Consider the following 25087-nt stretch of genomic DNA (forward strand, 5'->3'; position numbering starts at 1 on the left):
CTCCGTGTTTATGAAAGACTCCGTTCCAATATGGCAATCATATTGTCTACGTCCTCTTTCGTAATAATAAGAGGCGGTACGAAGCGGATAATGTTCGTTCCTGCATTTATCAAAATCAAACCGTTATCCAGTGCCTTTTCGATGGTTTCCCCTACAGGCTTCATAAATTCGAGTCCCTGCATGAAACCGGCGCCGCGCCGCGTCTTTATAAAATCATATTTTTCTACCAGCTCATCCAGCTTCTTTTCCAAATAGGGTGCAACCGAATTCACATTTTCTATTATATGGGTCTCCTCAAATAAATCAAGCACTTTATTAATTGCGGCAGCTGCAAGAGGGTTCCCTCCGTAAGTGGTTCCGTGGTCCCCGCTGGTCAGAGATTGCTTAGCCACGCGCTCTGTCATAAGGAACGCTCCCACCGGAACGCCGCCGCCTAAAGCCTTCGCAGTCATCATGATATCGGGCTTTACGCCGTAACGCTGCCAAGCATACATCGCTCCGGTACGTCCCATTCCGCACTGGATTTCATCGAGGATCAGAAGGATATCTTTTTCCTCGCAAAGAGCCTTTATCTGCTCCATAAATTTTTTCTCTGCGGGATAGATACCACCCTCGCCCTGTATTGTTTCGAATATAATGGCACAGGTTTTATCGGTTACAAGGTTTTTTACACTTTCGAAATTGTTCATCTGCGCGAACTTTATATTTCCTATCATAGGCTGGAAAGCCTCTCTGTATTTCGGGGTCCCGGTTATGGAGAGCGCTCCCATTGTCCTGCCATGAAAAGAATGCTCCATGGCAATTATTTCATGATCCGTGGCGCCATCCTTTAAATAAGCATATTTTCTGGCCGCCTTAATTGCACCCTCCACCGCCTCGGTTCCGCTGTTGGTAAAAAATACTCTGTCCATTCCGGAAACGTCCTTTATCTTTTTGGCGGCTTCTATTGCAGGTACGTTGTAATAGTAGTTCGATGTATGGATGAGCTTGTCAATCTGCTCTTTCAAGGCATCGTTGTACGCCTTGTTGCGGTATCCGAGAGCAAATACTCCGATTCCTGAAACGAAATCGAGATATTTCTTTCCTTCGATGTCGTAGAGATGGACACCCTCACCTTTATCGAGTACGATCTGGTATCTGTTGTATGTATGAAGAAGCGCTTTTTCGGCGTCTTCGATATATGCTTTCATTCCTGGCTGATTCATAATCGGAGCTTCCTTTCTTTTTTGAGCAACATTTTTACGTTACTGAAAACGGAGTGAACAGTAACAGCTTTACACAGGCATATCGTTGTTCTGATCGTCATCGTGGAGAATCGCTGTTCCTACTCCGTGATAGGTGAAGATTTCGAGAAGCAGGCAGTGTGGGATTCTTCCATCTAAAATGTGGACTCTGTTCACCCCGTTTCTTATTGCTGAGGTGCAGTTTGCCAGCTTGGGGAGCATGCCGCCGCCTATGAAGCCGTCTTCAATGAGTTTATCCGCTTCAGATGCTTTCATTCGGGACATGAAGGAGGTCTTGTCATTGATATCTTTGTAGATGCCTTCTATATCTGTAAGAAAAGCAAGCTTCTCCGCATGTACTGCTTTGGCGATGGCACATGCCGCATCATCGGCATTGATGTTGTAAGTCTGGAAATTGTCGTCCAGACCTATGGGCGCTACGATCGGGAGGAAATCTTTTTCCAGCAAATCGTATAATAAATCGGGATTGACTTCTTTGATGTCTCCCACAAAGCCGATGTCTCTGCCATCCGAATATTTACGGTCTACTTTTAAGAGACCGGCATCTTTGCCGCTGATACCTACTGCTCTTACCCCCAGCTCCTGAACCATTGTTACAAGGCTTTTGTTTACTTTAGACAGGACCATTTCTGCGATTTCCATGGTCTCCTCGTCAGTAACGCGAAGGCCGTTTACGAATTCCGCTTCTTTTCCTACCTTTCCTACCCAACGGCTGATTTCTTTTCCGCCGCCGTGTACGATGATCGGCTTAAAGCCCACGAGCTTGAGCAGAGTAACATCTTTGATCACGTTCTTTTGCAGCTCCTCGTTGCTCATAGCGCTGCCGCCGTACTTTACAACGATTACCTTGCGGTTAAACCTCTGTATATAGGGAAGGGCCTCTATCAGAACTTCTGCCTTTTTTAACACCTCTGTCATATCTTTATCCATTATTATACCAATGCTCCTTTCAACTCCTGATTTTCTTTTTTAAGCTTTGCTTTCATCCTTCTTAAGACCGATAGTCTGCATTTATCTTTATATAATCATAAGTCAAATCACAGCCCCATGCCGTCGCCTGCGCGCCGCCCATTTTCATGTCTACCAGCACTCTGACCTCCGGCTCCGAAAGGATTGCCGAGGCTTCTTCTTCGCTGTAGTCAGTCGCTGCTCCATCCTTGTATATCTGTATCCTTCCGTTTTCGCCCTCGAAGAAGAGTTCAATATTTTCCGGATCGAAGTTCACCCCTGAATAGCCCAGCGCACAAAGTATCCTCCCCCAATTAGCGTCATGTCCGAAAATAGCCGCTTTGGTCAGGCTGGAGCAGATTACCGCTTTGCTGAGTATCTTCGCGTCCTCTTTCGATGCTGCGTGAATGACCTTTGTCTCGAATAAAGCGGTTGCGCCTTCCCCGTCTCCTGCCATCTTCTTCGCCAGGGTTTCGTCTACATAATGGAGTGCTTCCGTAAATTTATAATAATTCTCGTCCTTGCTCACAATCTCCGGATTGCCTGCCATGCCGTTAGCGAGCACAATCAGAGTATCATTGGTAGATGTATCTCCATCAATAGAAACCATGTTGAAAGTATCCTGAATATCTTCGCTTAACGCCTCCTGCAAAAGCTCCTTGGAAATTGCAATGTCAGTGGTTACAAAGCCGAGCATCGTGCACATATTGGGATGTATCATACCGGAACCCTTGCACATTCCTCCTATTGTAACAGTCACGCCGTCGATTTCAATAGTCACCGCCACCTGCTTGGAAACGGTATCCGTGGTCATAATTGCTTCCGCAGCCATCGTTCCCGCGTACTCACTGCGTTCTTTTGCCCGTGCCAGCTTGCTCACTCCGCCCGTTATCTTATCTATAGGAAGCTGCATGCCAATGACTCCGGTGGAAGCTATCAGTACGGAATTCTCAGGTATCCCCAGCTCCGTTGCCGTACTTTGTGCCGTCTGCTTACAGTATTCGTAGCCCTTTACCCCGGTACAGGCATTGGCGATCCCTGAATTTACAACTACTGCCTGCACATAGGGCGAGGTGGCCACCACATTTTTGTCCCACAGAACAGGCGCTGCCTTTACCACATTGCTCGTAAAAACCCCTGCCGCCTTACAAGGAATTTGGCTGTATATGAGAGCCATATCCTTTCTGTTTTTATATTTTACATTCGCTTCCGCGCCTGCCGCTTCAAATCCCTTTGCGGCAGTTACTCCACCCGAAATAATATCCATCATAATCCTCCATGTTTGTCAGTTAATGGCTTCTATATTTTCTTCATTTAAAACAAAATCATAATAGTTCAAATCCTCGCGCTTCGTCCAGCCAATGCGGCTCCAAAAGGCGTTCCCCATGCTGTTTTGGGTAAAGGCGATCAGCGATACCTTGTTAATGTGCTCCGCCTTAAGCGCTTTTACCGCTGCCGCCACCATGGTTTCCCCGATGCTTCTTCTGCGATAAGCTTCGTGTACGCATACATGGTACATGCAGCCTCTTCTCCCATCGTGACCGCAAAGGATGGCACCTACGATTCTTCCGTCCTCTACCGCTACAACACTGGTTTCAGGATTTCTCTTAAGGAAACGTTCCACGCTTTCCATGGAATCGTCGATGCTGCGTATGGAAAAGCCCCTGATACTCATCCAAAGTGCGTGCACCTCCTCGTAATCCTCTATTGTCATTGTCCGGACCATCTCTCTTCCTCCTAACCTTGGTCGTCTGTCAGCTCGACCACCACATAATCGTGTCCTGTATCGGGGAGGAATCGGGATATGACATCTGCCATCTTAAGCTTCAGGCTGGCGGTATTCACACACGGATGACAGCCTAAATATTCCGATTCCAAAACCTCTCTGTCTATGAGCAGCTGCACCTGTTTTTCCTTATCGTTCATGAGCCCCATAACGCTTACCGCTCCAGGGGATATATTCAGAAACCTTTCCATGTACTCCGCCGGAGCGAAGGATAGTCTGGCACTCTGTATCTGCCTGCATACTTCCTTCGTGCTGAATTTCTTTTCTCCGGGCATTAACAGGAGATAGAATTTCGTTCGCTGGGCATTGCACAAAAATAGATTTTTACATAATCTTATATCCAAAAGCTTATCTACTCCCTGACACGCTTCTATAGTCGCCACTGCTTCGTGGTCCAGCCTTTCATATGGAATATCCAGTCTCTCCAAAAGCTCGTAAACTGCCATCTCTCTGGGCAGCCGTCCTTCCGGGGAAGGCTTTTCCATGTATATCTTCATATCAGAGACAATTTCGGTCTTATCGCTCATAGTTTTTCCTTTCACAAATTCAATCCTTTTTGTTCTTCACAGCCCAGCATAATATTCAGACATTGAATAGCAGCGCCCGATGCTCCCTTACCGAGGTTATCGAATTGCGCGGTAAGCACCGCCCTCTCCTCGTTTCCCGTCACGTAAAGCTTCAGGCCGTCCCAGCCGGAGCAGCCGTTGCCCGCCATCATTCCCTTTATTTCTTCTTCTGCAGACTGAGGCATCACATGAATCAATTTCTGCCCCGCATAATAATCATGAAAGAACGTCCGAAGCTTATCCGGCGTATGACAGCCTTTCAAAAACTCCGTATATAGCGGAACGGAGACTACCATTCCGCTGTAATAATCCGCAACGATCGGAGAAAACAGAGGTTCCCTCGAAAGTCCGGCGATTTTTTTCATTTCTTTTAAATGCTTGTGCTGCTGACTAAGCGCATATTCCCTCGGCGAATCGAATTCCGGTACCCGCTTCTCATCCTCGTACTGGGCAATCATGGATTTGCCGCCTCCGCTGTAGCCTGTAATAGAAAAGCCGCTGACCGGATACTCGGAGGATAATATCCCTTCCGCAACGATAGGATATAATAAGGAAATAAAACCCGTCGCATGGCAGCCCGGCACCGCTATCCGTTTTCCTTTCGCCACCGCTTTCCTATGATTTTCAGACAGCTCCGGAAAGCCATAGGACCAGTCGTCCTGCGTTCTGTGAGCGGTGGAGGTATCGATGATCCTCACGTTTTCATTTTCAATCATGCCGACGGATTCTCTCGCTGCGGTATCAGGCAGACAAAGAATCGAGATATCCGAGGAATTGATCAATCGTCTTCTTTCATTTTCATCTTTTCTAAGTTCCTGAGAAACAGGAAGTATCTCTATATCATCGCGTCCCATAAAACGTTCATGTATTCTCAGTCCAGTAGTTCCTTCGCTTCCGTCGATAAAAATTTTTGTTTTCATCCGCTTCACCTCTTCATCTCAATATACCCGTCCGGTAATAAAGTAAATAATACTATTTCCCTTCTAAAATCTCAACTGTTTTGTTTTTTAACTTCATTTTCGCATAAGTATACATCTTATTTGCATAATATTCAACCATTTTTTTATTTTATTCATTTTTTCATAGATTGTATGTGTTTTTATACATAAATTCACTCTTGCATTTCAGAAAATAATGTTGTATATTGTTTGCATAGCAATTTCGTCCATGATTTCATGGAAAAACATATTCATTCACATTTTAATAATATTTGGAGGCAATAATAATGAAAGAAAAGGTTATCCTGGCTTACTCCGGCGGACTCGATACTACCGCCATCATTCCTTGGTTAAAGGAAAATTTCGATTATGAAGTTATCTGTGTATGCGTTGACTGCGGTCAGGGCGAGGAATTGGACGGTCTGGAGGAAAGAGCAAAGTTCTGCGGCGCTGAAAAATTATACATCGAAGATGTTACCGACGAATTCTGTGACGAGTACATCGTTCCCTGCGTTCAGGCTCATGCTGTTTATGAGAATAAATATCTCCTCGGCACATCCATGGCAAGGCCGGTCATTGCAAAGAGGCTGGTAGAAATTGCACGCAAGGAAGGCGCTACCGCTATCTGTCACGGCGCTACCGGCAAGGGCAACGATCAGATTCGTTTCGAGCTTGGAATCAAGGCTCTCGCTCCCGACCTGAAAATTATTGCCGCCTGGAGAAACGATAAATGGACTATGGATTCCCGCGAATCCGAAATCGAATACTGCAAAGCACACGGTATCGACCTTCCCTTCTCTGCTGATTCCTCTTACAGCCGTGACCGTAATTTGTGGCATATCAGCCATGAAGGTCTGGAACTGGAAGATCCCGCTAACGAGCCGAACTTCGAGCACCTTCTCGTGCTTGGCACTACTCCGGAAAAGGCTCCCGATGAAGGCGAATACGTAACTATGACCTTCGAAAAAGGTATCCCCGTTTCCGTAAACGGCAGGAAGATGAAGGTGTCGGACATTATCCGTGAACTCAACGCTCTGGGCGGAAAGCACGGTATCGGCATTATTGATATCGTTGAAAACCGCGTAGTAGGCATGAAATCCCGCGGCGTGTATGAGACACCCGGCGGCACCATTCTCTACGAAGCACACCAGCAGCTGGAGGAGCTCATCCTCGACCGCGATACCTATGCGTTGAAAGCGGACATGGGCAATAAACTGGCTCAAATCGTTTACGAAGGAAAATGGTTCACCCCTCTTCGCGAAGCGGTACAGGCTTTTATTGAATCCACGCAGCAGTATGTAACCGGAGAAGTAAAGCTGAAGCTTTACAAAGGCAATATTTCCAAGGCCGGCACAACTTCCCCTTACTCTCTTTACAATGAAAGCATCGCGTCCTTTACTACCGGCGATTTATATGACCATCACGATGCGGAGGGCTTCATTAACTTATTCGGCCTCTCCTGCAAAGTACGCGCGATGAAGTTGCAGGAAGCAAACAAAAGCAACTAGACCGGTCTGTAATCACCGATAGACGATTGCAGAAAGGAGCTTCGCTCATGGACGTCATAACCGTATTACTCGTATATTTTGCAGCCGTGAACATCACAGGCTTATGCCTTATGGGGCTGGACAAATATAAGGCTAAGAAGCAGGCATGGAGAATCCCTGAATCTACCCTTTTTATTATGGCAATTATCGGCGGAAGCATCGGCTGTATACTGGGCATGTATGCTTTCCGCCATAAAACAAGGCACTGGTATTTCGTCTACGGTATGCCTGCGATCCTGCTTTTGCAGATAGCCCTCATTCTGGCGATTCTATATTCTCCGGTTCAAATCAAGATTATGTAAGTAGGAGGTCTTATCATGCAAACCGAAAGTTTTGCACTTCATATAGCGATCTGCGACGACAACGCAGGCGACCGCAAGCAAATGGAAAGGTTATTACAACGAGAATCCGATAAACGGGCAAAGGAAGCAAGTGTCCTCTACGTGGATTCCTACGGCAGCATTTCCGCAATTATGCGTTCTCCGATGATTTACGACGCTTTTTATATCGATATGGTTTCCGGAGAAATGAACGGTGCGGCTCTGGCACTTAAGCTTCGCGAGGCGGGTGTAACCTCACCTATCGTGTTGTGTGTCTCTTCCGTCGATTATCGGGAACTATTTTGCACTTACTCCGAACCGGAAAGGCGCAATATCTTTTTTCTGGACAAACCGATTAAAAAAGAGGAATTATCTGCTTCTCTCGATCAAATAGCTTCACTGAAAAATCAAATCGTGCCTACCATAGAGCTGCGGGGTGAAACGGTCACCCGCTACGTAGAGGAGGACGATATCGTCTACGCAAAGGCGGAGGGTATCTATATCCACGTCTATCTCAAAGACGGAAGTAACATAAGCATTCTCAGCACCATTACGAATTTCTATTCCCAGCTGTCCGCTTATTCTCACTATGCCGCTGTTTCCCGTTCATATATGGTGAATGTGACCTATTTAAAAAAGATAACCTTAACCAAGCTCACGCTTATGGATGGAACGGTAATCCGCATTACCCCCGCCTATTCCATGGACTTAAAAAAGGCTCTCCGGCAATCCGCCGAAGAGCTGTAATCAAGTTATCATTCGGCCTATAGGCTTCATAATAACAAATATTCATTCTGTGTAAATTCTCGCCTCATCAAATAGTGACGATGATGCCTCCGTCATTGGCATACATGCTGCTGATACCTGCAGTGCCCATTATCAAAACATCCTTTACACGTATCTTATCCAATATCATGCTCTTTATCAGCTCCGCTCTGTCAGGACAGTTGCAGTGCGTGATCATGAGTACCTTTTCTTCGGATTTCACCACTTCTTTCGCCAGAGTCTCCGCCAGCTTGGTAAGTGCTTTTTTAATGCCGATCGCCTGGCCCTTTTGAACAATTGCTCCTTCTATTGCCCCCATAACGGGCTTTATGCTTAAGGTCGAAGCCACCAGCGCCTTTACGCCTGTAAGGCGTCCATTTTTTCTAAGTGTCTCCAGATTATCGAGAACAAAATAAGTACGCATTGCATCCCTGAACACATCCAGCTCTTTCACAATCTCCCCGAAGGAAAGGCCTGCTTCCTCTAATTCCATGGCTTTCAGCGCGATATGTGTCTCTCCGCAGCTTGCAGACTCGGAGTCACATACATAAATATTCTTGTCTCCGTATTTTTCATGATATAAATTCTTGCCCAGCACTGCACTGTTATAGCTTCCGCTGAGCTTTGAGGAAAGGGTAACTACGAAAACATCCTGTGCCTCGCAATGATATGCCTCGCGGTATCTTTCCGGAGAAGGACAGGAAGATTTAGGGCAACCGGAATATGCCGCAACTTTTTCCAAGAATTCCTTCTGATTGAAAGTCTCATCATCCATGACCTGATAGTCTCCTACCTCTAGTCCGAGAGGGACAATTTCGAATCTCGCATCCTTTTTGTATTCTTCCGGCAGTTCACAACAACTGTCCACAACGATTTTATAGCTCATATCAATGACCATGCCTTTCTTCGCGCCCCGCACACTTGGCGGGCATATATTTGTAAACCAAATCACTATGCAGCATACTAATTACTATTCCACGTAGTATTGATTACTACTTATAATAACACGCCCACCATTTTCTTGTAAAGATACTTTCTGCTTTTTTTATAATTCTATAGATTAACTTTTTACTTTCCACTATAATAGCAGTAATACTATTACTATAATGCTATTGCTATAGCTTGTAAACACAAAAACATTTTCATAAAAAGAGGTAAAATATGAAAGCCTATCGAATAAACGATCTGAAAAATTTTATGAATAAGCTCTTGCTCTCGGAAAGCTTCGATTATTTTCTTTTAGAAGAGGGCACCATTGTTACCTATAACACGTTCCGCATCGATGGACGTATCCAGAAGGATTTCTATACAAAAGAAGAGCAGGAGGATTTCTCCCTCTGCCCTTACGATTTCTCTCTATGGAAGGATATGCGCCCCATATGCTTCCAACTCATAAAGGGAAAGCGCACTCCCTTAAGCTTTAAATTCGTGCTCCATCTTTTGCCCGGACATATGAAGAAAATAATGTCGGACACGGTTATCGAAGGTGGAGAGCAGCAGCTTAAGGCATTTACCCTTACAATAAAGTACGACGGAAACACGGCAGCTTTGATGACGGGGATCTCCACGAATACCTTCGTTATGGATAAAACGCCGGAGCTGCTTTGGGATCAGGCTTTTCAAAAGTTCATGGAAAAAAACCAGCTTCTATGGGAAGAAATTTAATTTATTTCTTCATCTTCGGATTGAATATGAGGCTCGCAAGATAGCCGAATATCAAGGCAGCGCTCGTTCCCACTGCTCCCGCCTTAAATCCTCCCTGGAATATGCCGATGAAGCCGGCACTGTCCACCGCTTCCTTCACTCCTTTCATCAGCACGTTACCGAATCCTAAAAGGGGTACCGAAGCTCCCGCTCCCGCATATTCCTGAAAGGGTTCATATATTCCAAACACACTGATGACCGCTCCCAAGCATACGAGAAGCACCATAATGCGGCCCGGCATCATCTTTGTCTTTTCCATCAATATCTGTACCAAAGCGCATATGAGTCCGCCTACCCAAAAAGCATTGATATAATCCATAAAATAACCATACCTTTCTTTACAGCCCGAATGTCCTATGCGGACATAGGCTTTTATTAAACGCAGAAAAGTCCGTATCACACACCTTTTCTGATTTATGGATTATTATGTACAATTCATTTATATTTTATTTGAATAAATTACGATTTTTAAGACATTTTACCGAATAGCCTCCTTCATACTTTTTACATAGTCATAAACAGGCTGGCCTGCTTCCCCACCGTATTTTGCAATAATCTTCACTATCGCGCTGCCTACGATAACTCCGTCCGCAATGTCCGCTATTTTTCCCGCCTGTTCCGGAGTGCTGACACCGAAGCCTACTGCCGCAGGCGTATTCGATGCCTCTCTTACCGCGGATAAAATAGCGCTTAAGTCCGTCTTTATTTCGCTTCGCATCCCGGTAACTCCCATAGAAGACACTATATAAATAAAGCCTTTCGCATCCCCTGCTATCATTTTTATCCTTTCCTCCGAAGTCGGTGCAATAAGGGAAATGATATCTACGCCGTATTCTCCGGCTGCTTTTAGGAGTTCACCTTTTTCTTCGTAGGGCATATCCGGGATAATCAGACCATTCACCCCTGCTTCCTCACATTTTGCACAGAACTTTTCATATCCGTATTTGTATACAGGATTCAGATAAGTCAAAAACACCAAGGGTACATTTGTTTTTTTCCGTACATTCTTCGCCAGTTCAAATATCTTATCGGTAGTCGTCCCTGCGGCCAGCGCCCGGATATTGGCTTCCTGGATTACAGGTCCTTCCGCTATTGGGTCGGAAAACGGGATTCCGATTTCGATCAAATCACATCCGGCTTCCACCATTTTCATAATAAATTCTTCACTTTTCTCGATAGAAGGATCACCGCCGGTCAAAAAACCTATGAAAGCTTTCCCGTGGTCAAAAGCGTCTTGTATGCTAATATTATTCATGGATATTTACCCCCTTATATCTGGCGATTGCCGCCACATCCTTATCACCTCTGCCGGAAAGACAAACAATAATTATATCGTCCTTCTTCATTTCGGGCGCTATCTTCCTCACATGAGCAACCGCATGGGCGCTCTCAATTGCACAAATGATGCCCTCCGTCCTCGCCAGGTACTCAAACGCATCTACCGCCTCGTCATCCGTAACCGGAACGTACTGCGCCCGTTTGCTGTCGTGCAGATTGGCATGCTCCGGCCCTATTCCCGGATAATCCAAGCCTGCAGATATGGAATAAACCGGCGCAATCTGTCCGTATTCGTCTTGACAGAAATAAGACTTCATTCCGTGGAATACGCCGGGGGTTCCCTTGGCAATAGTGGCCGCGTGCTTCTGCGTATTCAACCCATGTCCCGCCGCCTCACAGCCTATCAGGGCCACCTCCTTATCCCCGATAAAATTATAAAACATTCCCATGGCGTTGCTCCCGCCGCCTACACAGGCAACCACAGCGTCAGGAAGCTTTCCCTCGTATTCGAGAATCTGCGCTCTCGCTTCCTTGCTGATCACGCTCTGGAAATCCCTGACAATGGCGGGAAAGGGATGGGGGCCCATAACGGATCCCAATACGTAGTGGGTGTCGTGCACTCTGTTAGTCCATTCCCGCATCGTCTCATTTACCGCATCCTTTAACGTCATCGTGCCGCTTGTTACCGGATGGACCTTCGCTCCCAGAAGCTCCATGCGGTATACGTTAAGTGCCTGTCTGTCCGTATCCTCTTTCCCCATGAAAATCTCACACTCCATGCCTAAGAGCGCCGCTGCCGTAGCTGTGGCCACTCCGTGCTGCCCCGCTCCGGTTTCCGCGATGACTCTCATCTTTCCCATCTTTTTGGCAAGAAGCACCTGACCTAATACATTATTGATCTTGTGGGAGCCGGTATGATTCAAATCCTCTCTCTTTAAATAAATCTTAGCCCCTCCCAAATCCTGCGTCATTTGTTTGGCATAATACAAAAGGGAAGGCCGGCCTGCATAATTCTTAAGCAGATCGTCCAGTTCCTTATTAAAGTCAGGATCATTTTTATAAAACTCGTAGCTTTCCTCTAACCTAATCACTTCATTCATAAGCGTCTCCGGTATATACTGTCCGCCGTGCACGCCAAATCTTCCCTTAGACATCTCTGATTCTCCTTATAATTTCCAATATTTTATCTCTATTCTTTACGCCATCCTTCTCCACGCCGCTGCTTATGTCCACCGCATAGGGCTTTGCATATGAGACAGCTTCCCCTATATTCTCTGCATGCAATCCTCCCGCGAGAAAATACGGAAGCGGTGTCTTCGGAATCCGGTTCCAGTCAAAGGCAACCCCGGTACCTCCATAGCCTCCCCCCGTCGTGCCGCTGTCAAATAAAAAGTAATCCGCACCTGAATTTGCATACTCTTCATAAAGAGCCGATGGATACTCTTCTTCTCCGATACGTACCGCCTTGATGACAGGACCGATTATCCGCCGTTTTATTTCTTCCACATAGGTAGGCGGTTCCTGCCCGTGGAGCTGTACTATGTCGATAGTACCATTCTGCATAAGCCTGATTATCTGCTCTGTGGGTGCATTCACAAATACGCCTACGGCGGATACCCCGCTCTTTACTCTGGACTTAAGGTGTGCCGCCCCGGTTTCGTCTATCTGCCTCCTGCTGTCTGCAAATACGAAGCCGATGTACTCCGGACCGGCCTCATTCACATAATCGATATCGCATTCTCTCGTAAGTCCGCATATCTTTATTTTCGGTTTCACAGTTCTTCTCCTCGCAAGATGGAAAGCTGCCTTTTCTTATCGGAGCTTCGCATAAAAGTTTCTCCGATCAGAACGGCATCCGTCTTATTCTGCTTAAGTATTGCCACATCCTGCGCTGTCCTGATTCCGCTCTCCGATACGAAGACGATTTCTTCCGGGACAAGCTTTCGCAGACGGCTGCTGGTTGTTATGTCAACCTTAAAGGTTTTCAGATTCCGGTTATTTACTCCTATGATTCCGGCTTCCGCCCTAAGTGCCGCTTCTACTTCATACTCCGTATGTGCCTCAACAAGGGCGGATAATCCGACACTATGAGCGATTTCCAAATATTCTTTTAACCGCTTCTCCCCGAGAAGCGTACAGATCAACAGAATGGCGGAGGCGCCAAGCAGCTTCGCTTCGAAGATCTGATACTCATCCACTGTGAAGTCTTTTCTAAGCACCGGTATCCTCACCGCCGACGCTATCTGCTCCAGATAGCTGTCGCTGCCAAGGAAATAAAAGGGCTCTGTCAGCACGGAAATCGCCGCGGCTCCCGCCTCTTCATATTCCTTCGCAATATCCAGATAGGGGAATTCCTCCGCAATAATGCCCTTCGACGGAGAAGCCTTCTTCACCTCACAGATAAAGGACATCCCTTCTGCGGCCAGCGCCCTCCTAAAAGGAAAATCTCCGCTCTTTTCCATGGCAGGGGCCATTGCCTCCGCATCTCTTCGCAATGAATAAAGGTCTCTCCTCTTTTTCAGTTCCTCCACCCTCACACGGGTTTTTGCTGCAATTTCATCTAATATCATGATAATAACTCCTTTTTCTTAAGAATTGGATAAAGATACGAAACGCTCCAATTGCTTAAGTGCACTTCCATTATCTATCGTTTCCTGTACTTTATAAACCGCTTCCTGCAAAGTAAGAGAGGAATCCGCCACATAAAGCGCTGCTGCCGAATTAAGCACAACGGCATCTCTTTTGGGCCCTTTTTCGCCTTTTAGAATTGAAAGAGTAATCTGCGCATTTTCTTCGGGAGTCCCGCCCAGCAAATCTTCTTTCTTACATCTCTCCATGCCAAACTGCTCCGGCTCCAGCGTATATTTCCTGAACTCGTTATTTCTCACTTCGCATACGGTGGTGGCAGAGCTCATAGAAATCTCATCAAGTCCGTCCTGACCGAATACTACCATTGCATTTTTGACCCCCAGATTGGCAAGCACCTTCGCCATGGGCTCCACCAGCTCCTCATCGTATACTCCAAGAAGCTGCATATTGGCTCCCGCCGGATTGGAAAGAGGTCCGAGAATATTGAACACTGTGCGGATTCCAAGCTCTTTTCTCACCGGAGCCACATATTTCATGGCTATATGATAGTTCTGTGCGAACAGGAAGCAGATTCCTATTTTTTCCAAAAGCTCCTTGCTCTTTTCCGGCGAAATATTGATGTTCACACCAAGCGCCTCCAATACGTCGGCCGCTCCGCATTTGCTGCTGGCTGCACGGTTACCATGCTTAGCAACAGGAATTCCCATAGCCGATACGACGATTGCCGAGGTGGTGGATATATTGAAGGAATTGGATTTATCTCCTCCTGTACCTACGATTTCCAATACTTCCATGTCATGAAGCAAGCGGATGCAGTGCTTTCTCATGCCTGCTGCCGAGGCGGTAATTTCCTCGATGTTCTCTCCCTTTAATGACAGTGATGTCAGATATGCTGACATCTGAATCTGAGAAGCGCTGCCGCTCATAATCTCATCCATTACCGTTTCCGCTTCCTGATAACTTAAATCCTGTTTAGTTACTACCTTCTGAATCGCTTCCTTTATCATTTCCTTATCTCCCTTCCTGTTTTTATGCTGTTAAAAAATTACGGAGTATGGCTTCTCCATCCGGCGTAAGGATAGATTCAGGATGGAACTGCACGCCGTATACCTCGAAATCTCTGTGCTTCACTCCCATAATTTCTCCGTCCCCGGTCTTTGCCGTTATGAGAAGTTCCTCCGGCATGGTTTCTTCTACGGCAGCGAGGGAATGGTACCTCGCCGCTTTGATCGTCTCGGGCAGCCCCTTAAAAAGCTTGCAATCCCCCTCTATCGATATCTCAGACTGCTTCCCATGCATAAGCTCCTTCGCATAGGATACCTGTGCACCATAAGCTTCGCATATCGCCTGATGTCCGAGGCATACGCCGAGTATCGGAATCGTTCCTGCAAAATGTTTAAGCGCTTCCTCGCAAATTCCCGCATCTGCCGGTCTGCCCGGGCCGGGTGATAAAACAATATGGCTGATATCCAGCTCCTCTATTTCGGGAATCGTCAATTCATCGTTGCGAATCACCTTGATTCCCGGGTCTATAGAACCGATAAGCTGATACAGATTGTAAGAAAAGCTGTCGTAATTGTCGATTAGCAGTATCATCTTAAATTCCTCCTTCCGCCGTCTGCAAGGCGCTCATTACCGCCTTTGCTTTGTTGATGCACTCCTGGTATTCCTTCTCCGGCACGCTGTCCGCTACGATTCCTGCTCCTGAACGGATGAATACCTTCCCATTTTTCTTAAAGGCGATCCTTATTGCAATGCAGGTGTCCATATTTCCTGTGAAATCGATATATCCTATAGCTCCGCCGTAGATTCCTCTCTTGTTATTCTCTAACTCATTGATAATCTCACAGGCCCTGATCTTAGGCGCTCCTGAAAGAGTTCCTGCGGGAAGCACCGCACCTATCGCATCTAAAGACGTCTTATCCTGTCTGATTTCTCCCTTTACCGTAGAACCGATGTGCATAACATGAGAGAATTTCTCGATGGACATATATTCCTCAACCTGCACGGAACCGAAGCGGCTGATCTTACCGATATCGTTTCTGCCAAGATCTACCAGCATATTGTGTTCGGCAAGTTCCTTGGGATCCGCAAGCAGTTCCTTTTCCAACCTCTCATCCTCTTCCTCCGTCTTGCCTCTGGACCTCGTTCCGGCTAGCGGGAAAGTGTACAGGCCGCCGTTCTCCAGCTTTACCAAGGTCTCCGGCGATGCTCCTGCTATCTCGATATCATCACTGCTGAAATAGAACATATAGGGAGAGGGATTGGTCGTCCGAAGCACTCTGTAAGTATCGAAGAGGCTTCCTTCCACATCCGCTTCCAAGCGGTTGGACAACACCACCTGAAAGATATCTCCTTCTTTGATGTAATTCTTCGCTTTTTCTACCATCCTGCAGTATTCCTTCTCCTTAAAGAGCGGACGGAACTCCGACTTGATGCGAAGGGGCTGTATCTGTGCCGGCGTGCCCTTAGTGATGAGCGCCTCCATGTCGTTAAGCTCCCGTATCGCTTTCTTATAATTTTCCACAGGGGAATCTGTCTTCATATTGACGATCAGGAACACTTTCTGCTTCAGGTTATCGAAGGCGATCACTTTATCGAAAAGCATAAGATCCACGTCCTTGAAGTTTTCCTCGTCTCTGGCATCGAGATTCAAGGAGGGTTCACTGTATTTTATATAATCGTAGGAGAAATATCCCACAAGTCCTCCTGTAAAGGTTGGAAGCTCTTTGATCCTCGGGCACTTATTCTCCTCGATGATCTGCCTGATATACCGGGCGGGATTCGCGTCCTTTATAACTAACTCTGTACCTGTGCTGATCCGTACTGTCTTATCCGTGCAGGTTATTTCCAGCTTGGGGTCATAGCCCAAGAATGTATACCTTCCCCATTTGTCCGTATCCTCAAGGCTTTCTAACATGTAACAGTGACAGCTTACCGATTTCAATATCCTGAGCACCTCTATGGGAGTACAGAAATCGGAATAAATGACACGGCTGATCGGGACCGTCTTGTAGGCTTTTGCAAAAGCCTTAACTTCTTCCAGGGTTGGTGTGTACATATTTGGTTCCTCCTTTTACTTTTAAGATCAATTGGCTGATGTATCAATAACTATGTTTTAATTGCCATATTTCAATACATTTATCTATATTTCATAAGCAGATTCAAGAGGCAAAGCCTCTTGAATTCGCGTTGCTCGTCAGATAGTAATAAAAACAGCCCGAAATGCAAGCATTTTGGGCTGTTTTTATTACTATCTGACTCTGCTTATACGCGCAAAATCCGCCCATGACAATATTTTGGTATTGTCAAGGACGGATCAGAATGTCTATCCGCGGTGCCACCTTGATTCAGGAGAGGCATCTATTCGAAAAATCAAATGTATGCTGAAATCTCCTGCTCTTTAAGGAATACTATCATATTCCCAGCAACTAACGTGTGCTTTACGTCGCTGAATACTCGGCTGTATTGCTGTTAGCCTTTGACTGCGCCCTCCGTGGTCCATTTAACAAACTGCTTTCTGCCGGTTCTCAGCAATCCCGGCTCTCTGTAAGAGCAACATCTGTTTTTATCTCCACTTCAACGGTTTTCATGGATTTATTTAATTTTCTGTATTCTATCACTGAATTTTGCTTATGTCAATACAGTAATTTATAATTTTTCTTCCCATAGTGTAGGATTACAATACATATGTTACAAAACTAAATAATAAAAAGCGAGAATACCTTTTTGTGTTATATTTAAGTCACCACAACAAAAACCTACACAAAGGAGCGTATTCTCGCATGGCTAGTATAACACAGGATATGAGGTATCGTCTATCTCTCATTCATTACGCGGATAAGTATGGTGTCTCCAAGGCCGCTGTCAGATATAAGACCAACAGACAGTATATTTATCGTTGGAAACGTCGTTTTGATGGTTCTATCGAATCCCTTAGGGACCGTTCCAGAAAACCTCACCATCACCCCAACCAGCATACCGATGCCGAAAGGAAGCTCATTTCGGATATGCGCAGACGCAATCCAGATGCCGGACTGGTCGTCCTTTGGGTCAAGCTCATGCAGCGGGGATACTCCCGCTCCATCCCCGGACTCTATCGCTTCCTGAGAAAACAGGGCATTCTGGCACGAAGACCTCCAAATCCCAAGTACATCCCTAAGCCTTACGAAGCCATGAGCTATCCCGGACAGCGCATCCAGATCGACGTCAAATTTGTCCCTTCTGTCTGCCTGACAGGTGATGCCAAAGGGAAGCGTTTTTATCAATACACAGCCATCGATGAATTCTCCCGATGGCGTTTCGTGGAAGCCTTTGAAGAACACAGTTCTTATTCTTCCTCACAGTTTTTGGAGCACCTGATCAAAGCATTTCCCTTACCCATCGAGTGTGTGCAGACCGATAATGGGCAGGAATTCACCAAGCGGTTTGCTTCTTATGGTGGTTGCGATAAACCGACTCTTTTTCAGGTAAGGCTACAGCAGCATGGCATCCGTCATAAGTTGATCCGTCCCTTCACTCCAAGACATAATGGGAAGGTAGAGCGCAGCCACAGAAAAGACAATGAACGCTTTTATGCCACCCATCGATTCTACTCATTGGAGGACTTTGGCAGACAGTTAAAGATCTATAACACAAGGGATTATAACCGCTTTCCCATGAGGCCCCTTGGATGGAAATCTCCCGCAGAGATATTAAAGAATTATTTACGGTCACTGTAACATATGTTTGACAAACCTACAGTAATTTATAATTTTTCTTCCCATAGTCCATGGCGGCTGCATCCGAAATATAATGTGCCTCCGCTTCTGAGCTTGGGAAAGCGCACTTCTCCGCTTTGCTCAGGGTATAGCCTTATGAGCAGTACCTTGTCCAAGGTAACAAAAGCAATGAAATTAAGGAAATGCTCCTTGCTCATTTCGTGTGAGAAAGTGATATAGTAATCTTCCTCCACAGTCTCCACTTTCAGACTATGTTCTCCCTGTGATTTTTGAGGAACCAGAGCAGGCAGCTTTCGTCCGCAGCAGGATATCTGGGCCTCCCCGGTGCATGTTATAATATTTCCGCAGGTAGGGCACACATGAAATTTGATTTTCTTCATATTTCCGGCCTCCACACTGTTGGGCTCCAGATCCCCCGACAGAATTTTTTCAATATTTACTCCGAGGATTCCCGATAGATCCTGCAATAAAGACACATCGGGGCAGCCCATCCCGCGTTCCCATTTTGAAATGGCCTTGTCGCTGATGTTCATGGCATCCGCCAGCTGTTTTTGTGTCATTCCTTTTTCTCTCCGCAAATCGTAAATCAATTTGCCCACTTTACTGCAATCCATGAGAATACCTCCTAGTGTTTCCTTTTTCGTCTCAAACCGCCTCTTTATATATCCCGCCTTCTTTAGGGCTTTTCTCCGGAAGCTGCACTAAGATTACCGCAGAAAAAACGAGGGCACAGCCGAACAGCTCCTTTTGAGACAACGCTTGTCCCAGGATAAGCCATCCGCCTAACAGCGATACCGAAGACTCCAGGCTCAGTATAAGGGAAGCCACGGAGGGCTCCACATTCTTCTGCGCTATAACCTGCAAGGTATACGCTACTCCGCAAGACACGACCCCCGCATATAAAAGCGGCCATATCCCCGCAAGAAGCTGATTCCATACGGGCTGTTCCAGAATGAGTCCCGTAACGGTGCAAATCGTGCCTGCCACAAAAAATTGAATACAGGACAATATTACTCCGTCCATCTTGGGAGCAAAATAATCGATCAGCAAAATATGCACAGAAAACAGGATTGAGCATACAAGAATAAATAAATCCCCTCTTCCAAGAGAAAAGTTCTCGCCCACACAGAGCATATAAAGTCCGCATACTGCAACCGCTGCGGCTATCCAAACCCTCCCCCGCACCTTTTTATGCAGGAACAAGCCCAGAACCGGCACGATAACAATATATAAAGTGGAGATAAATCCAGCCTTCCCAACTGTGGTATATTTAATTCCTATCTGCTGGAACACAGAAGCTGCACAGAGTGCCAGTCCGCAGCATATGCCTCCCTTCAGCGCAAAGGAAAAGGGCAGCTTTCGTCTATCCTTCCCGCCCTTTCCACGCCGCATAAATATTACAGGCAAAAGTACGATTCCTCCTAAGAAAAACCGTGTGCCGTTAAAAATCAAGGGGCCCATATAATTCATACCAAGGCTTTGCGCCACAAAAGCAAAGCCCCAGATGCAGGCCGCCAAAAACAAAAGCAAGCTGCTTGTGAGTGCTGTTTTTTTCATTTTGTTAATTTATACCTTTCCCATAACCTGTAAATTTTGGACCGTTGCCACTTAATTCTTTAAGGCACTTTCGATTTCCGCCGCTATATCTTTTATCATCTTATCCTCACAGTCGATTATGATATCCGCATAGCGCCGGTAAAGGGGAATTCTCTCCTCGTACAAATCCTCTAACGTCTGTCCCTTACGCACGGTAACGCCTCTTTCGCTCAAATCGCCCAGTCTGTGGGCTATCGATTCGCAGGAAAGCTCCAGATATATTATCGTCCCTATGCTTTTGAAATGTACCATGGCCTCCTTACCGTAAACGGCGCTTCCTCCCGTAGCAATGACCGTTTTCTCCATATCGAGAGATTCATTTATCTCATTTTCCACCTGTATAAATCCATCGATTCCTTTTTCCTCTATGATTTGGTGCAGAAGCCTTCCCGTCCTCTCCTGAATGACCAGATCAGAATCTACAAAACGGTATCCCAGACGCTTGGCGAGTACCACACCTATGGTACTCTTGCCCGCGCCCGGCATACCGGTCAAAATAATATTATTCATCCTGCAACCCCATATGCCTTTCAGCTTTGTCAGCCAAGATATACGATAACCTCCACCTCACAGAGAACATTCTTCGGAAGCTGTTTTACCGCTACGCAGCTGCGTGCCGGCTTCCCGGTAAAATATTTTTCATATACTCCGTTAAAAGCTGCAAAATCCGCCATATCAGCCAAGAAGCACGTTGTCTTTACTACCTTCGTATAATCGGTATCAGCCTCCGTAAGTATGGCTCCTACATTTTTCATTACCTGCTCCGCTTGCTCTATAATGTCGCTTCCTTTAATATCGCCCGTAGCCGGATCTATGGGAATCTGTCCGGATGCAAACAACATATCTCCTGCTATGATTCCTTGAGAATACGGTCCAATCGCCGCCGGTGCCTTATTTGTAGATACTTTTTTTAACATATGCTTTCCTCCTGAATTGATTACGCTTTATTATCTTCGTCGAACTGTGCCATCACATAAAAACCTCTGTCGTTCTCGATAACCCGCATTACCACACCCTGCCTTGCAAACATCCGCTGATTAAATGGATAGTTGCCCGACATGGCGAGCGACGGATCGATGGTGTAGTAATAGTTGCTGGGAAGAACTCCTTCAGTCACTGTAACAGAATCACCTTCCCGCAGCAGCCCCTGACGCTCCATCTTAAATTCCATTTCCCGCATAGGAACCTCCCCTTTCCGTAAGCCGTATTCTTGTTAAACTCGGCTATCGTGATTAATTGTACGTTACTGTTCACTCCGTGAACAGTAACAATTGTACTAGCCTTTTACAGTTTTTTCAACTGGTTTGTTGTGAATCGTAGTATTTCCGTGTACAATATATGATAGAATTATATTTGATATGTCATATCGGTTATCCGGTGCCGTTATATTAACATGTATGCCGGAACAGAGAAAGGCGGCTCGCTATGCTTAACACGAACGAGATATTGTTATTCAAAAAACATCTGACATTTTGGGATAAATTAACGGATAAGCAAAAGGACAAAATCATAAAGAACACCTCCGTTGTCCGTTATCAGAAAGACAGCTCCATACATACCGCAGACCTTGACTGCGTCGGTCTATTACTTCCGAAGACCGGTACGCTCAGAGTGTATATCCTCTCAGAAGAAGGGAGGGAAGTTACTCTATACCGCATCCGTTCCGGCAGTGTCTGCATTCTTTCCGCGGCCTGTGTCCTGCAAAGCATTACTTTCGACGTATCTATAGATGCCGTAACGGACTGCGAGCTTCTTCAGCTGGATTCTGCGGTCTTTTTGTCGATAATGCAGGAAAATATTTATATGGAAGCCTTCGCTTACAAGAAGGCGACAGAACGTTTCTCCGACGCCATGTGGGCGATGCAGCAAATATTATTTATGAGCTTCGATAGGAGGCTGGCCCTTTTTCTGCTGGATGAAACATCCAAGACGGGTTCCCAAAGTCTTAGAATGACCCACGAAGAAATCGCAAAATACATGGGAAGCGCAAGAGAAGTGGTCAGCCGGATGCTGAAATACTTCTCATCCGAAGGACTCGTGCGGCTTTCCCGCGGGGAGATCCTTATCACTGACCATAAAAAACTGACGACTCTCGTCTGATATTCTATTTTAAAATTACAGCATTTTCAGGATTTCAGCCTTGGATTTCGCTCCGATCGAGGTATTCACCGCATTGCCTCCCTTGAATACCATGAGCGTAGGAATGGTCATCACGCGGAAACGCGCGGCTAACTCCTGTTCCTCATCTACATTTACCTTGCATACCTTCACGTCGGTAAGCTCCTGCGCCAATTCCTCCACAATAGGAAGCACCATACGGCAGGGCCCGCACCATGGCGCCCAGAAGTCTACCAATACGGGTTTATCAGATCCTAATACCTCTACATCAAAATTATCTTTTGTTAAATTAATCTCTTTCATTTTATACCATGCTCCTTTCAGCGTCCGGAGAATTTATGCGGGTGCGCATGCACATCTTAAGCACAAATCTCCGGTAAATCAAACTCTTGTTAAATAAATAAATTTACATTGGATTCTTCTGCATCCCCCAGATAAGATGCTACACCTGCCAGCTCTACACCGTCGATCAGCTCCTCCTTCGTAATTCCCATTACGTCCATAGACATGGTGCATGCCACCAGCTTCACTCCGTTCGCCATCGCCTGCCTCATCAGCGTTTCCAGAGAATCTACATTCTTATCCGCCATTACCTTTTTCATCATTGCGGTTCCCATTCCTGCCATATTCATCCGGGACAGCGTAAGTTTCTTCACTCCCCGCGGCATCATGGCCCCGAACATCTTCTCGATAAAGGACTTTTTCACACTTTGTTTTTCCGGCCTGCGAAGGGCGTTCAAGCCCCAGAAGGTGAAAAACATCGTAACCGGACGTCCCATTGCGGCTGCCCCGTTGGCGATGATAAAGGAGGCAAGCACCTTATCCAGATCACCGCTGAACACTACCATCGTTTTTCCCTGTACTTTATCGCTCCCGCACTGTTCTTCTTTTATCCGGCATTCCCCGGTTCCTTTTTTAATGAACACGACGTTTCCTTTTTCCCCAGGCGTTTTGGATTCGTTTCTCTCGGACTTAACAAAGATATTGCCGGTCCTTCGGCACCACGACTCCACATCTTTTACAAATCCCATGTCGGTAGCGCATACCTTAAGGATTTCTCCGGGCTTCATCTCACAAAGGGCTTCGTTCACCTTCATGATGGGCCCCGGACACTGCATTCCGCAGCAGTCTACGCTTTTAATTACCTTCGCGGCTATATCATCTATTCCCAAGTCATCCTCGCTTTCCTGAGCCGCCTTCAGCTCCTGCTGCCCACTGCCGCCTACACTCTCGTTTCTATCCCTGTAGTGCATGGACTTGTAGAAAGTTATTCCTCCTGAAAGCACCTTCACGTTAGCAAAACCATTCTGCATCAATATCCTCGCACCGTTATAAGCGCGGACACCGATTGCACAGTATACGATAATCAGCCTATCCCTGGAAAGCTCTTGCATACGCTTTCTAAGCTGACCTAATGGAATATGGTAAGATTCGGAGATGGAAAACACCTCACGCTCCACCGCTTCCGTCACATCTAAGATGGTAAAGTCATCTTTTTTCTCCGCCAGCATCAGATCCACCTCATCATATGAGATGAAGCTTACCAGTCCTTCTAATACGTTCTGTGCCACGAAGCCCAGCATATTTACGGGGTCCTTCGCCGAGGAATAGGGCGGTGCATATGCCAGCTCCAATTCGGCCAGATCGTATATGGTTCCATTCAGGCGCATAACCGTCGCCAGCACATCGATCCTCTTATCCGCTCCGTCCTCACCGATAATCTGTGCGCCCAGAATCTTTCCCGCTTTGTCGAAAAGCAGTTTCATAGTCAGCATAACTGCTCCGGGATAATAACCGGCATGAGATTTCTGGTCAATCAGGATAGAAAAATAATCTTTTTCCCTTATCAGCCCTTTTCCAATCAGTGTCCTCTCGTTAATACCTACCGCCGCTGCAGTCAAGTCGAATACCTTGGCAACGGAAGTCGCCTGCACTCCCTTATAAGTTCTGTCCGTCCCTGTCATCACGTCCGCCAGTACTCTCGCCTGCTTATTGGCAGGCCCCGCCAAGGGTACCATTGTTCTTTCCTTTAATGTATAGTTCTCCGTTTCTATTACGTCCCCTACCGCATAGATATCCGGCTCGGAGGTTCTCATATATTCATCGGTTATTACTCCGCCCCTGGCATTCAATGCGATTCCCGCTTCCTTCGCAAGCGCACTGTTAGGACGGATACCGATAGAAAGAATTACCATATCGGCTTCTACCAATCTTCCGCTGGTTAGATGAATTGTCGTCGAACTGCCTTTATTCCCGAAGGAGGAAACGCCGTCTCCCAGTATCAGCTCCACCCCGTTCATCTCCAGATTTTCATGAAGAAGCTGTGCCATCTCATAATCCATGGGAGCCATGACCTGACTTTGCATCTCGATGATGCTCACCTCAAGTCCTGCCGCATGGAGGTTTTCTGCCATTTCCAGACCGATGAAGCCGCCGCCGATGACAGCCGCACTTTTCGGCATATTCGCAGCTATATATTCCTTTATCCTATCCGTATCGGGAACGGTCCAAAGGGTAAAAATATTCGCTCCTTCGATTCCGGGGATAGGAGGCTTAAGCGGTGAGGAACCGGTAGCAATGATGAGAGCGTCGTAACTTTCCTCATAGCTTTCTCCCGTCTTTAAATTCTTTACCTCTATCTTTTTTTCTTCCTTATGGATCGCGGTTACCTCATTTTGCACACGTACCTCGATGTTGAATCTCTTTTTCATCTCTCCCGGCGTCTGCAGCAGAAGATTATCTCTTTCTTTTATCGTATCGCCAATATAGTAAGGGAGGCCGCAATTCGCGTAGGAGATATACTCTCCCCTTTCTAATATGACGATTTCCATATGTTCATCCATTCTTCTAAGACGTGCGGCCGCGGTAGCTCCTCCGGCAACACCGCCGATAATTACGGTTTTTGCATATTTTTTCTTTACCATATCATTTACCATATCAGTAACTATACTCCTTTCAAAACAGAAT

Annotated in this window: 28 protein-coding genes and 1 other annotated feature; of the genes, 6 read left to right on the plus strand and 22 right to left on the minus strand. The window is 46.3% G+C overall.

Annotation, left to right across the window (positions count from 1 at the left end; genetic code table 11):
- Positions 1-8: 8 nt before the first annotated feature.
- The 6 genes from V6984_RS17035 to argC all read right to left on the minus strand — a co-directional run bounded on the left by V6984_RS17035 (position 9) and on the right by argC (position 5464).
- Positions 9-1205, minus strand: coding sequence for an aspartate aminotransferase family protein (locus V6984_RS17035; protein WP_342756803.1), 1197 nt, complete (start codon positions 1203-1205; stop codon positions 9-11).
- Positions 1206-1274: 69 nt separating this feature from the next.
- Complete coding sequence (gene argB, locus V6984_RS17040; protein WP_425324216.1) at positions 1275-2174, minus strand: acetylglutamate kinase; 900 nt, start codon at positions 2172-2174, stop codon at positions 1275-1277.
- Between the two features lie 61 nt (positions 2175-2235).
- Positions 2236-3459 carry a bifunctional glutamate N-acetyltransferase/amino-acid acetyltransferase ArgJ gene (argJ, locus tag V6984_RS17045; protein ID WP_342760034.1) on the minus strand — a complete coding sequence of 408 codons (1224 nt, stop codon included), beginning with the start codon at positions 3457-3459 and terminating at the stop codon, positions 2236-2238.
- 18 nt (positions 3460-3477) lie between these two features.
- Entirely contained in the window at positions 3478-3918 is a 441-nt protein-coding gene (locus V6984_RS17050) for a GNAT family N-acetyltransferase (RefSeq protein ID WP_342756804.1), read from the minus strand.
- A gap of 11 nt (positions 3919-3929) precedes the next feature.
- Positions 3930-4505: a prolyl-tRNA synthetase associated domain-containing protein gene (locus V6984_RS17055; RefSeq protein ID WP_342756805.1), complete on the minus strand. Its 576-nt coding sequence runs from the start codon at positions 4503-4505 to the stop codon at positions 3930-3932.
- A gap of 11 nt (positions 4506-4516) precedes the next feature.
- On the minus strand, positions 4517-5464 hold the full coding sequence (gene argC, locus V6984_RS17060; protein WP_342756806.1) for an N-acetyl-gamma-glutamyl-phosphate reductase: 948 nt from the start codon (positions 5462-5464) through the stop codon (positions 4517-4519).
- Positions 5465-5769: 305 nt separating this feature from the next.
- On the opposite strand from argC, the gene V6984_RS17065 reads away from it, so the two are divergent.
- From V6984_RS17065 to V6984_RS17075, 3 genes are read left to right on the plus strand one after another with little or no spacing between them, the layout of a single operon-like run.
- The gene (locus V6984_RS17065; RefSeq protein ID WP_342756807.1) at positions 5770-6990 is read left to right on the plus strand and encodes an argininosuccinate synthase; all 1221 of its coding nucleotides are present in this window, start codon (positions 5770-5772) and stop codon (positions 6988-6990) included.
- A 47-nt stretch (positions 6991-7037) separates the two neighbouring features.
- Positions 7038-7331, plus strand: coding sequence for a DUF1294 domain-containing protein (locus V6984_RS17070; protein ID WP_342756808.1), 294 nt, complete (start codon positions 7038-7040; stop codon positions 7329-7331).
- Between the two features lie 15 nt (positions 7332-7346).
- Positions 7347-8096, plus strand: a complete 750-nt coding sequence (locus V6984_RS17075) for a LytTR family DNA-binding domain-containing protein (protein WP_342756809.1) — start codon at positions 7347-7349, stop codon at positions 8094-8096.
- Between the two features lie 67 nt (positions 8097-8163).
- Here the strand turns inward: V6984_RS17075 and V6984_RS17080 are convergent, their stop codons facing one another.
- A complete protein-coding gene (locus V6984_RS17080; protein ID WP_342756810.1) occupies positions 8164-9000 on the minus strand; it encodes a DegV family protein in 837 nt (278 codons plus the stop codon).
- A gap of 275 nt (positions 9001-9275) precedes the next feature.
- Here V6984_RS17080 and V6984_RS17085 point away from each other — a divergent pair, with 275 nt between their 5' ends.
- Positions 9276-9779 carry a DUF5721 family protein gene (locus tag V6984_RS17085; RefSeq protein WP_342756811.1) on the plus strand — a complete coding sequence of 168 codons (504 nt, stop codon included), beginning with the start codon at positions 9276-9278 and terminating at the stop codon, positions 9777-9779.
- A 1-nt stretch (position 9780) separates the two neighbouring features.
- Here the strand turns inward: V6984_RS17085 and V6984_RS17090 are convergent, their stop codons facing one another.
- The 8 genes from V6984_RS17090 to trpE all read right to left on the minus strand — a co-directional run bounded on the left by V6984_RS17090 (position 9781) and on the right by trpE (position 16746).
- Positions 9781-10137 (minus strand): SpoVA/SpoVAEb family sporulation membrane protein, encoded by a 357-nt coding sequence (locus V6984_RS17090; RefSeq protein WP_342756812.1) that lies wholly within the window; start codon positions 10135-10137, stop codon positions 9781-9783.
- A 159-nt stretch (positions 10138-10296) separates the two neighbouring features.
- Positions 10297-11073, minus strand: coding sequence for a tryptophan synthase subunit alpha (gene trpA / locus V6984_RS17095; protein WP_342756813.1), 777 nt, complete (start codon positions 11071-11073; stop codon positions 10297-10299).
- Positions 11066-12250 carry a tryptophan synthase subunit beta gene (gene trpB, locus V6984_RS17100; RefSeq protein WP_342756814.1) on the minus strand — a complete coding sequence of 395 codons (1185 nt, stop codon included), beginning with the start codon at positions 12248-12250 and terminating at the stop codon, positions 11066-11068. The genes trpA and trpB overlap by 8 nt, the downstream gene beginning before the upstream one ends.
- Positions 12243-12872: a phosphoribosylanthranilate isomerase gene (locus tag V6984_RS17105; RefSeq protein ID WP_342756815.1), complete on the minus strand. Its 630-nt coding sequence runs from the start codon at positions 12870-12872 to the stop codon at positions 12243-12245. The genes trpB and V6984_RS17105 overlap by 8 nt, the downstream gene beginning before the upstream one ends.
- Positions 12869-13666 (minus strand): indole-3-glycerol phosphate synthase TrpC, encoded by a 798-nt coding sequence (gene trpC / locus V6984_RS17110; protein ID WP_342756816.1) that lies wholly within the window; start codon positions 13664-13666, stop codon positions 12869-12871. Before trpC ends, V6984_RS17105 begins: the two co-directional genes overlap by 4 nt.
- A gap of 18 nt (positions 13667-13684) precedes the next feature.
- Positions 13685-14692, minus strand: a complete 1008-nt coding sequence (gene trpD / locus V6984_RS17115) for an anthranilate phosphoribosyltransferase (RefSeq protein WP_342756817.1) — start codon at positions 14690-14692, stop codon at positions 13685-13687.
- Positions 14693-14714: 22 nt separating this feature from the next.
- Positions 14715-15281, minus strand: coding sequence for an aminodeoxychorismate/anthranilate synthase component II (locus tag V6984_RS17120; protein WP_342756818.1), 567 nt, complete (start codon positions 15279-15281; stop codon positions 14715-14717).
- A gap of 1 nt (position 15282) precedes the next feature.
- Positions 15283-16746 (minus strand): anthranilate synthase component I, encoded by a 1464-nt coding sequence (trpE, locus tag V6984_RS17125; protein ID WP_342756819.1) that lies wholly within the window; start codon positions 16744-16746, stop codon positions 15283-15285.
- 246 nt (positions 16747-16992) lie between these two features.
- Positions 16993-17277: a binding site (T-box leader), on the minus strand.
- A 193-nt stretch (positions 17278-17470) separates the two neighbouring features.
- Here trpE and V6984_RS17130 point away from each other — a divergent pair.
- Positions 17471-18406, plus strand: coding sequence for an IS481 family transposase (locus tag V6984_RS17130; protein WP_342756820.1), 936 nt, complete (start codon positions 17471-17473; stop codon positions 18404-18406).
- A gap of 26 nt (positions 18407-18432) precedes the next feature.
- On the opposite strand, the gene V6984_RS17135 is transcribed toward V6984_RS17130, so the two are convergent.
- From V6984_RS17135 to V6984_RS17155, 5 genes are read right to left on the minus strand one after another with little or no spacing between them, the layout of a single operon-like run.
- Positions 18433-19020: a helix-turn-helix domain-containing protein gene (locus V6984_RS17135; RefSeq protein ID WP_342756821.1), complete on the minus strand. Its 588-nt coding sequence runs from the start codon at positions 19018-19020 to the stop codon at positions 18433-18435.
- 31 nt (positions 19021-19051) lie between these two features.
- Positions 19052-19963, minus strand: a complete 912-nt coding sequence (locus tag V6984_RS17140; protein WP_342756822.1) for a DMT family transporter — start codon at positions 19961-19963, stop codon at positions 19052-19054.
- Positions 19964-20014: 51 nt separating this feature from the next.
- Positions 20015-20512 carry a shikimate kinase gene (locus tag V6984_RS17145; protein ID WP_342756823.1) on the minus strand — a complete coding sequence of 166 codons (498 nt, stop codon included), beginning with the start codon at positions 20510-20512 and terminating at the stop codon, positions 20015-20017.
- Positions 20513-20541: 29 nt separating this feature from the next.
- Positions 20542-20919 carry a RidA family protein gene (locus tag V6984_RS17150; RefSeq protein WP_342756824.1) on the minus strand — a complete coding sequence of 126 codons (378 nt, stop codon included), beginning with the start codon at positions 20917-20919 and terminating at the stop codon, positions 20542-20544.
- Between the two features lie 20 nt (positions 20920-20939).
- Entirely contained in the window at positions 20940-21182 is a 243-nt protein-coding gene (locus tag V6984_RS17155) for a hypothetical protein (RefSeq protein WP_342756825.1), read from the minus strand.
- Between the two features lie 245 nt (positions 21183-21427).
- Here V6984_RS17155 and V6984_RS17160 point away from each other — a divergent pair, with 245 nt between their 5' ends.
- Positions 21428-22102 carry a Crp/Fnr family transcriptional regulator gene (locus V6984_RS17160; protein WP_342756826.1) on the plus strand — a complete coding sequence of 225 codons (675 nt, stop codon included), beginning with the start codon at positions 21428-21430 and terminating at the stop codon, positions 22100-22102.
- Positions 22103-22117: 15 nt separating this feature from the next.
- On the opposite strand, the gene trxA is transcribed toward V6984_RS17160, so the two are convergent.
- Together trxA and V6984_RS17170 are read right to left on the minus strand one after the other, a co-directional pair.
- A complete protein-coding gene (gene trxA, locus V6984_RS17165) occupies positions 22118-22423 on the minus strand; it encodes a thioredoxin (protein WP_342756827.1) in 306 nt (101 codons plus the stop codon).
- 89 nt (positions 22424-22512) lie between these two features.
- Entirely contained in the window at positions 22513-25056 is a 2544-nt protein-coding gene (locus tag V6984_RS17170) for an FAD-dependent oxidoreductase (protein ID WP_342756828.1), read from the minus strand.
- Positions 25057-25087 lie beyond the last annotated feature (31 nt).

The sequence above is a fragment of the Kineothrix sp. IPX-CK genome, assembly GCF_039134705.1.
GTDB lineage: Bacteria > Bacillota > Clostridia > Lachnospirales > Lachnospiraceae > Kineothrix > Kineothrix sedimenti.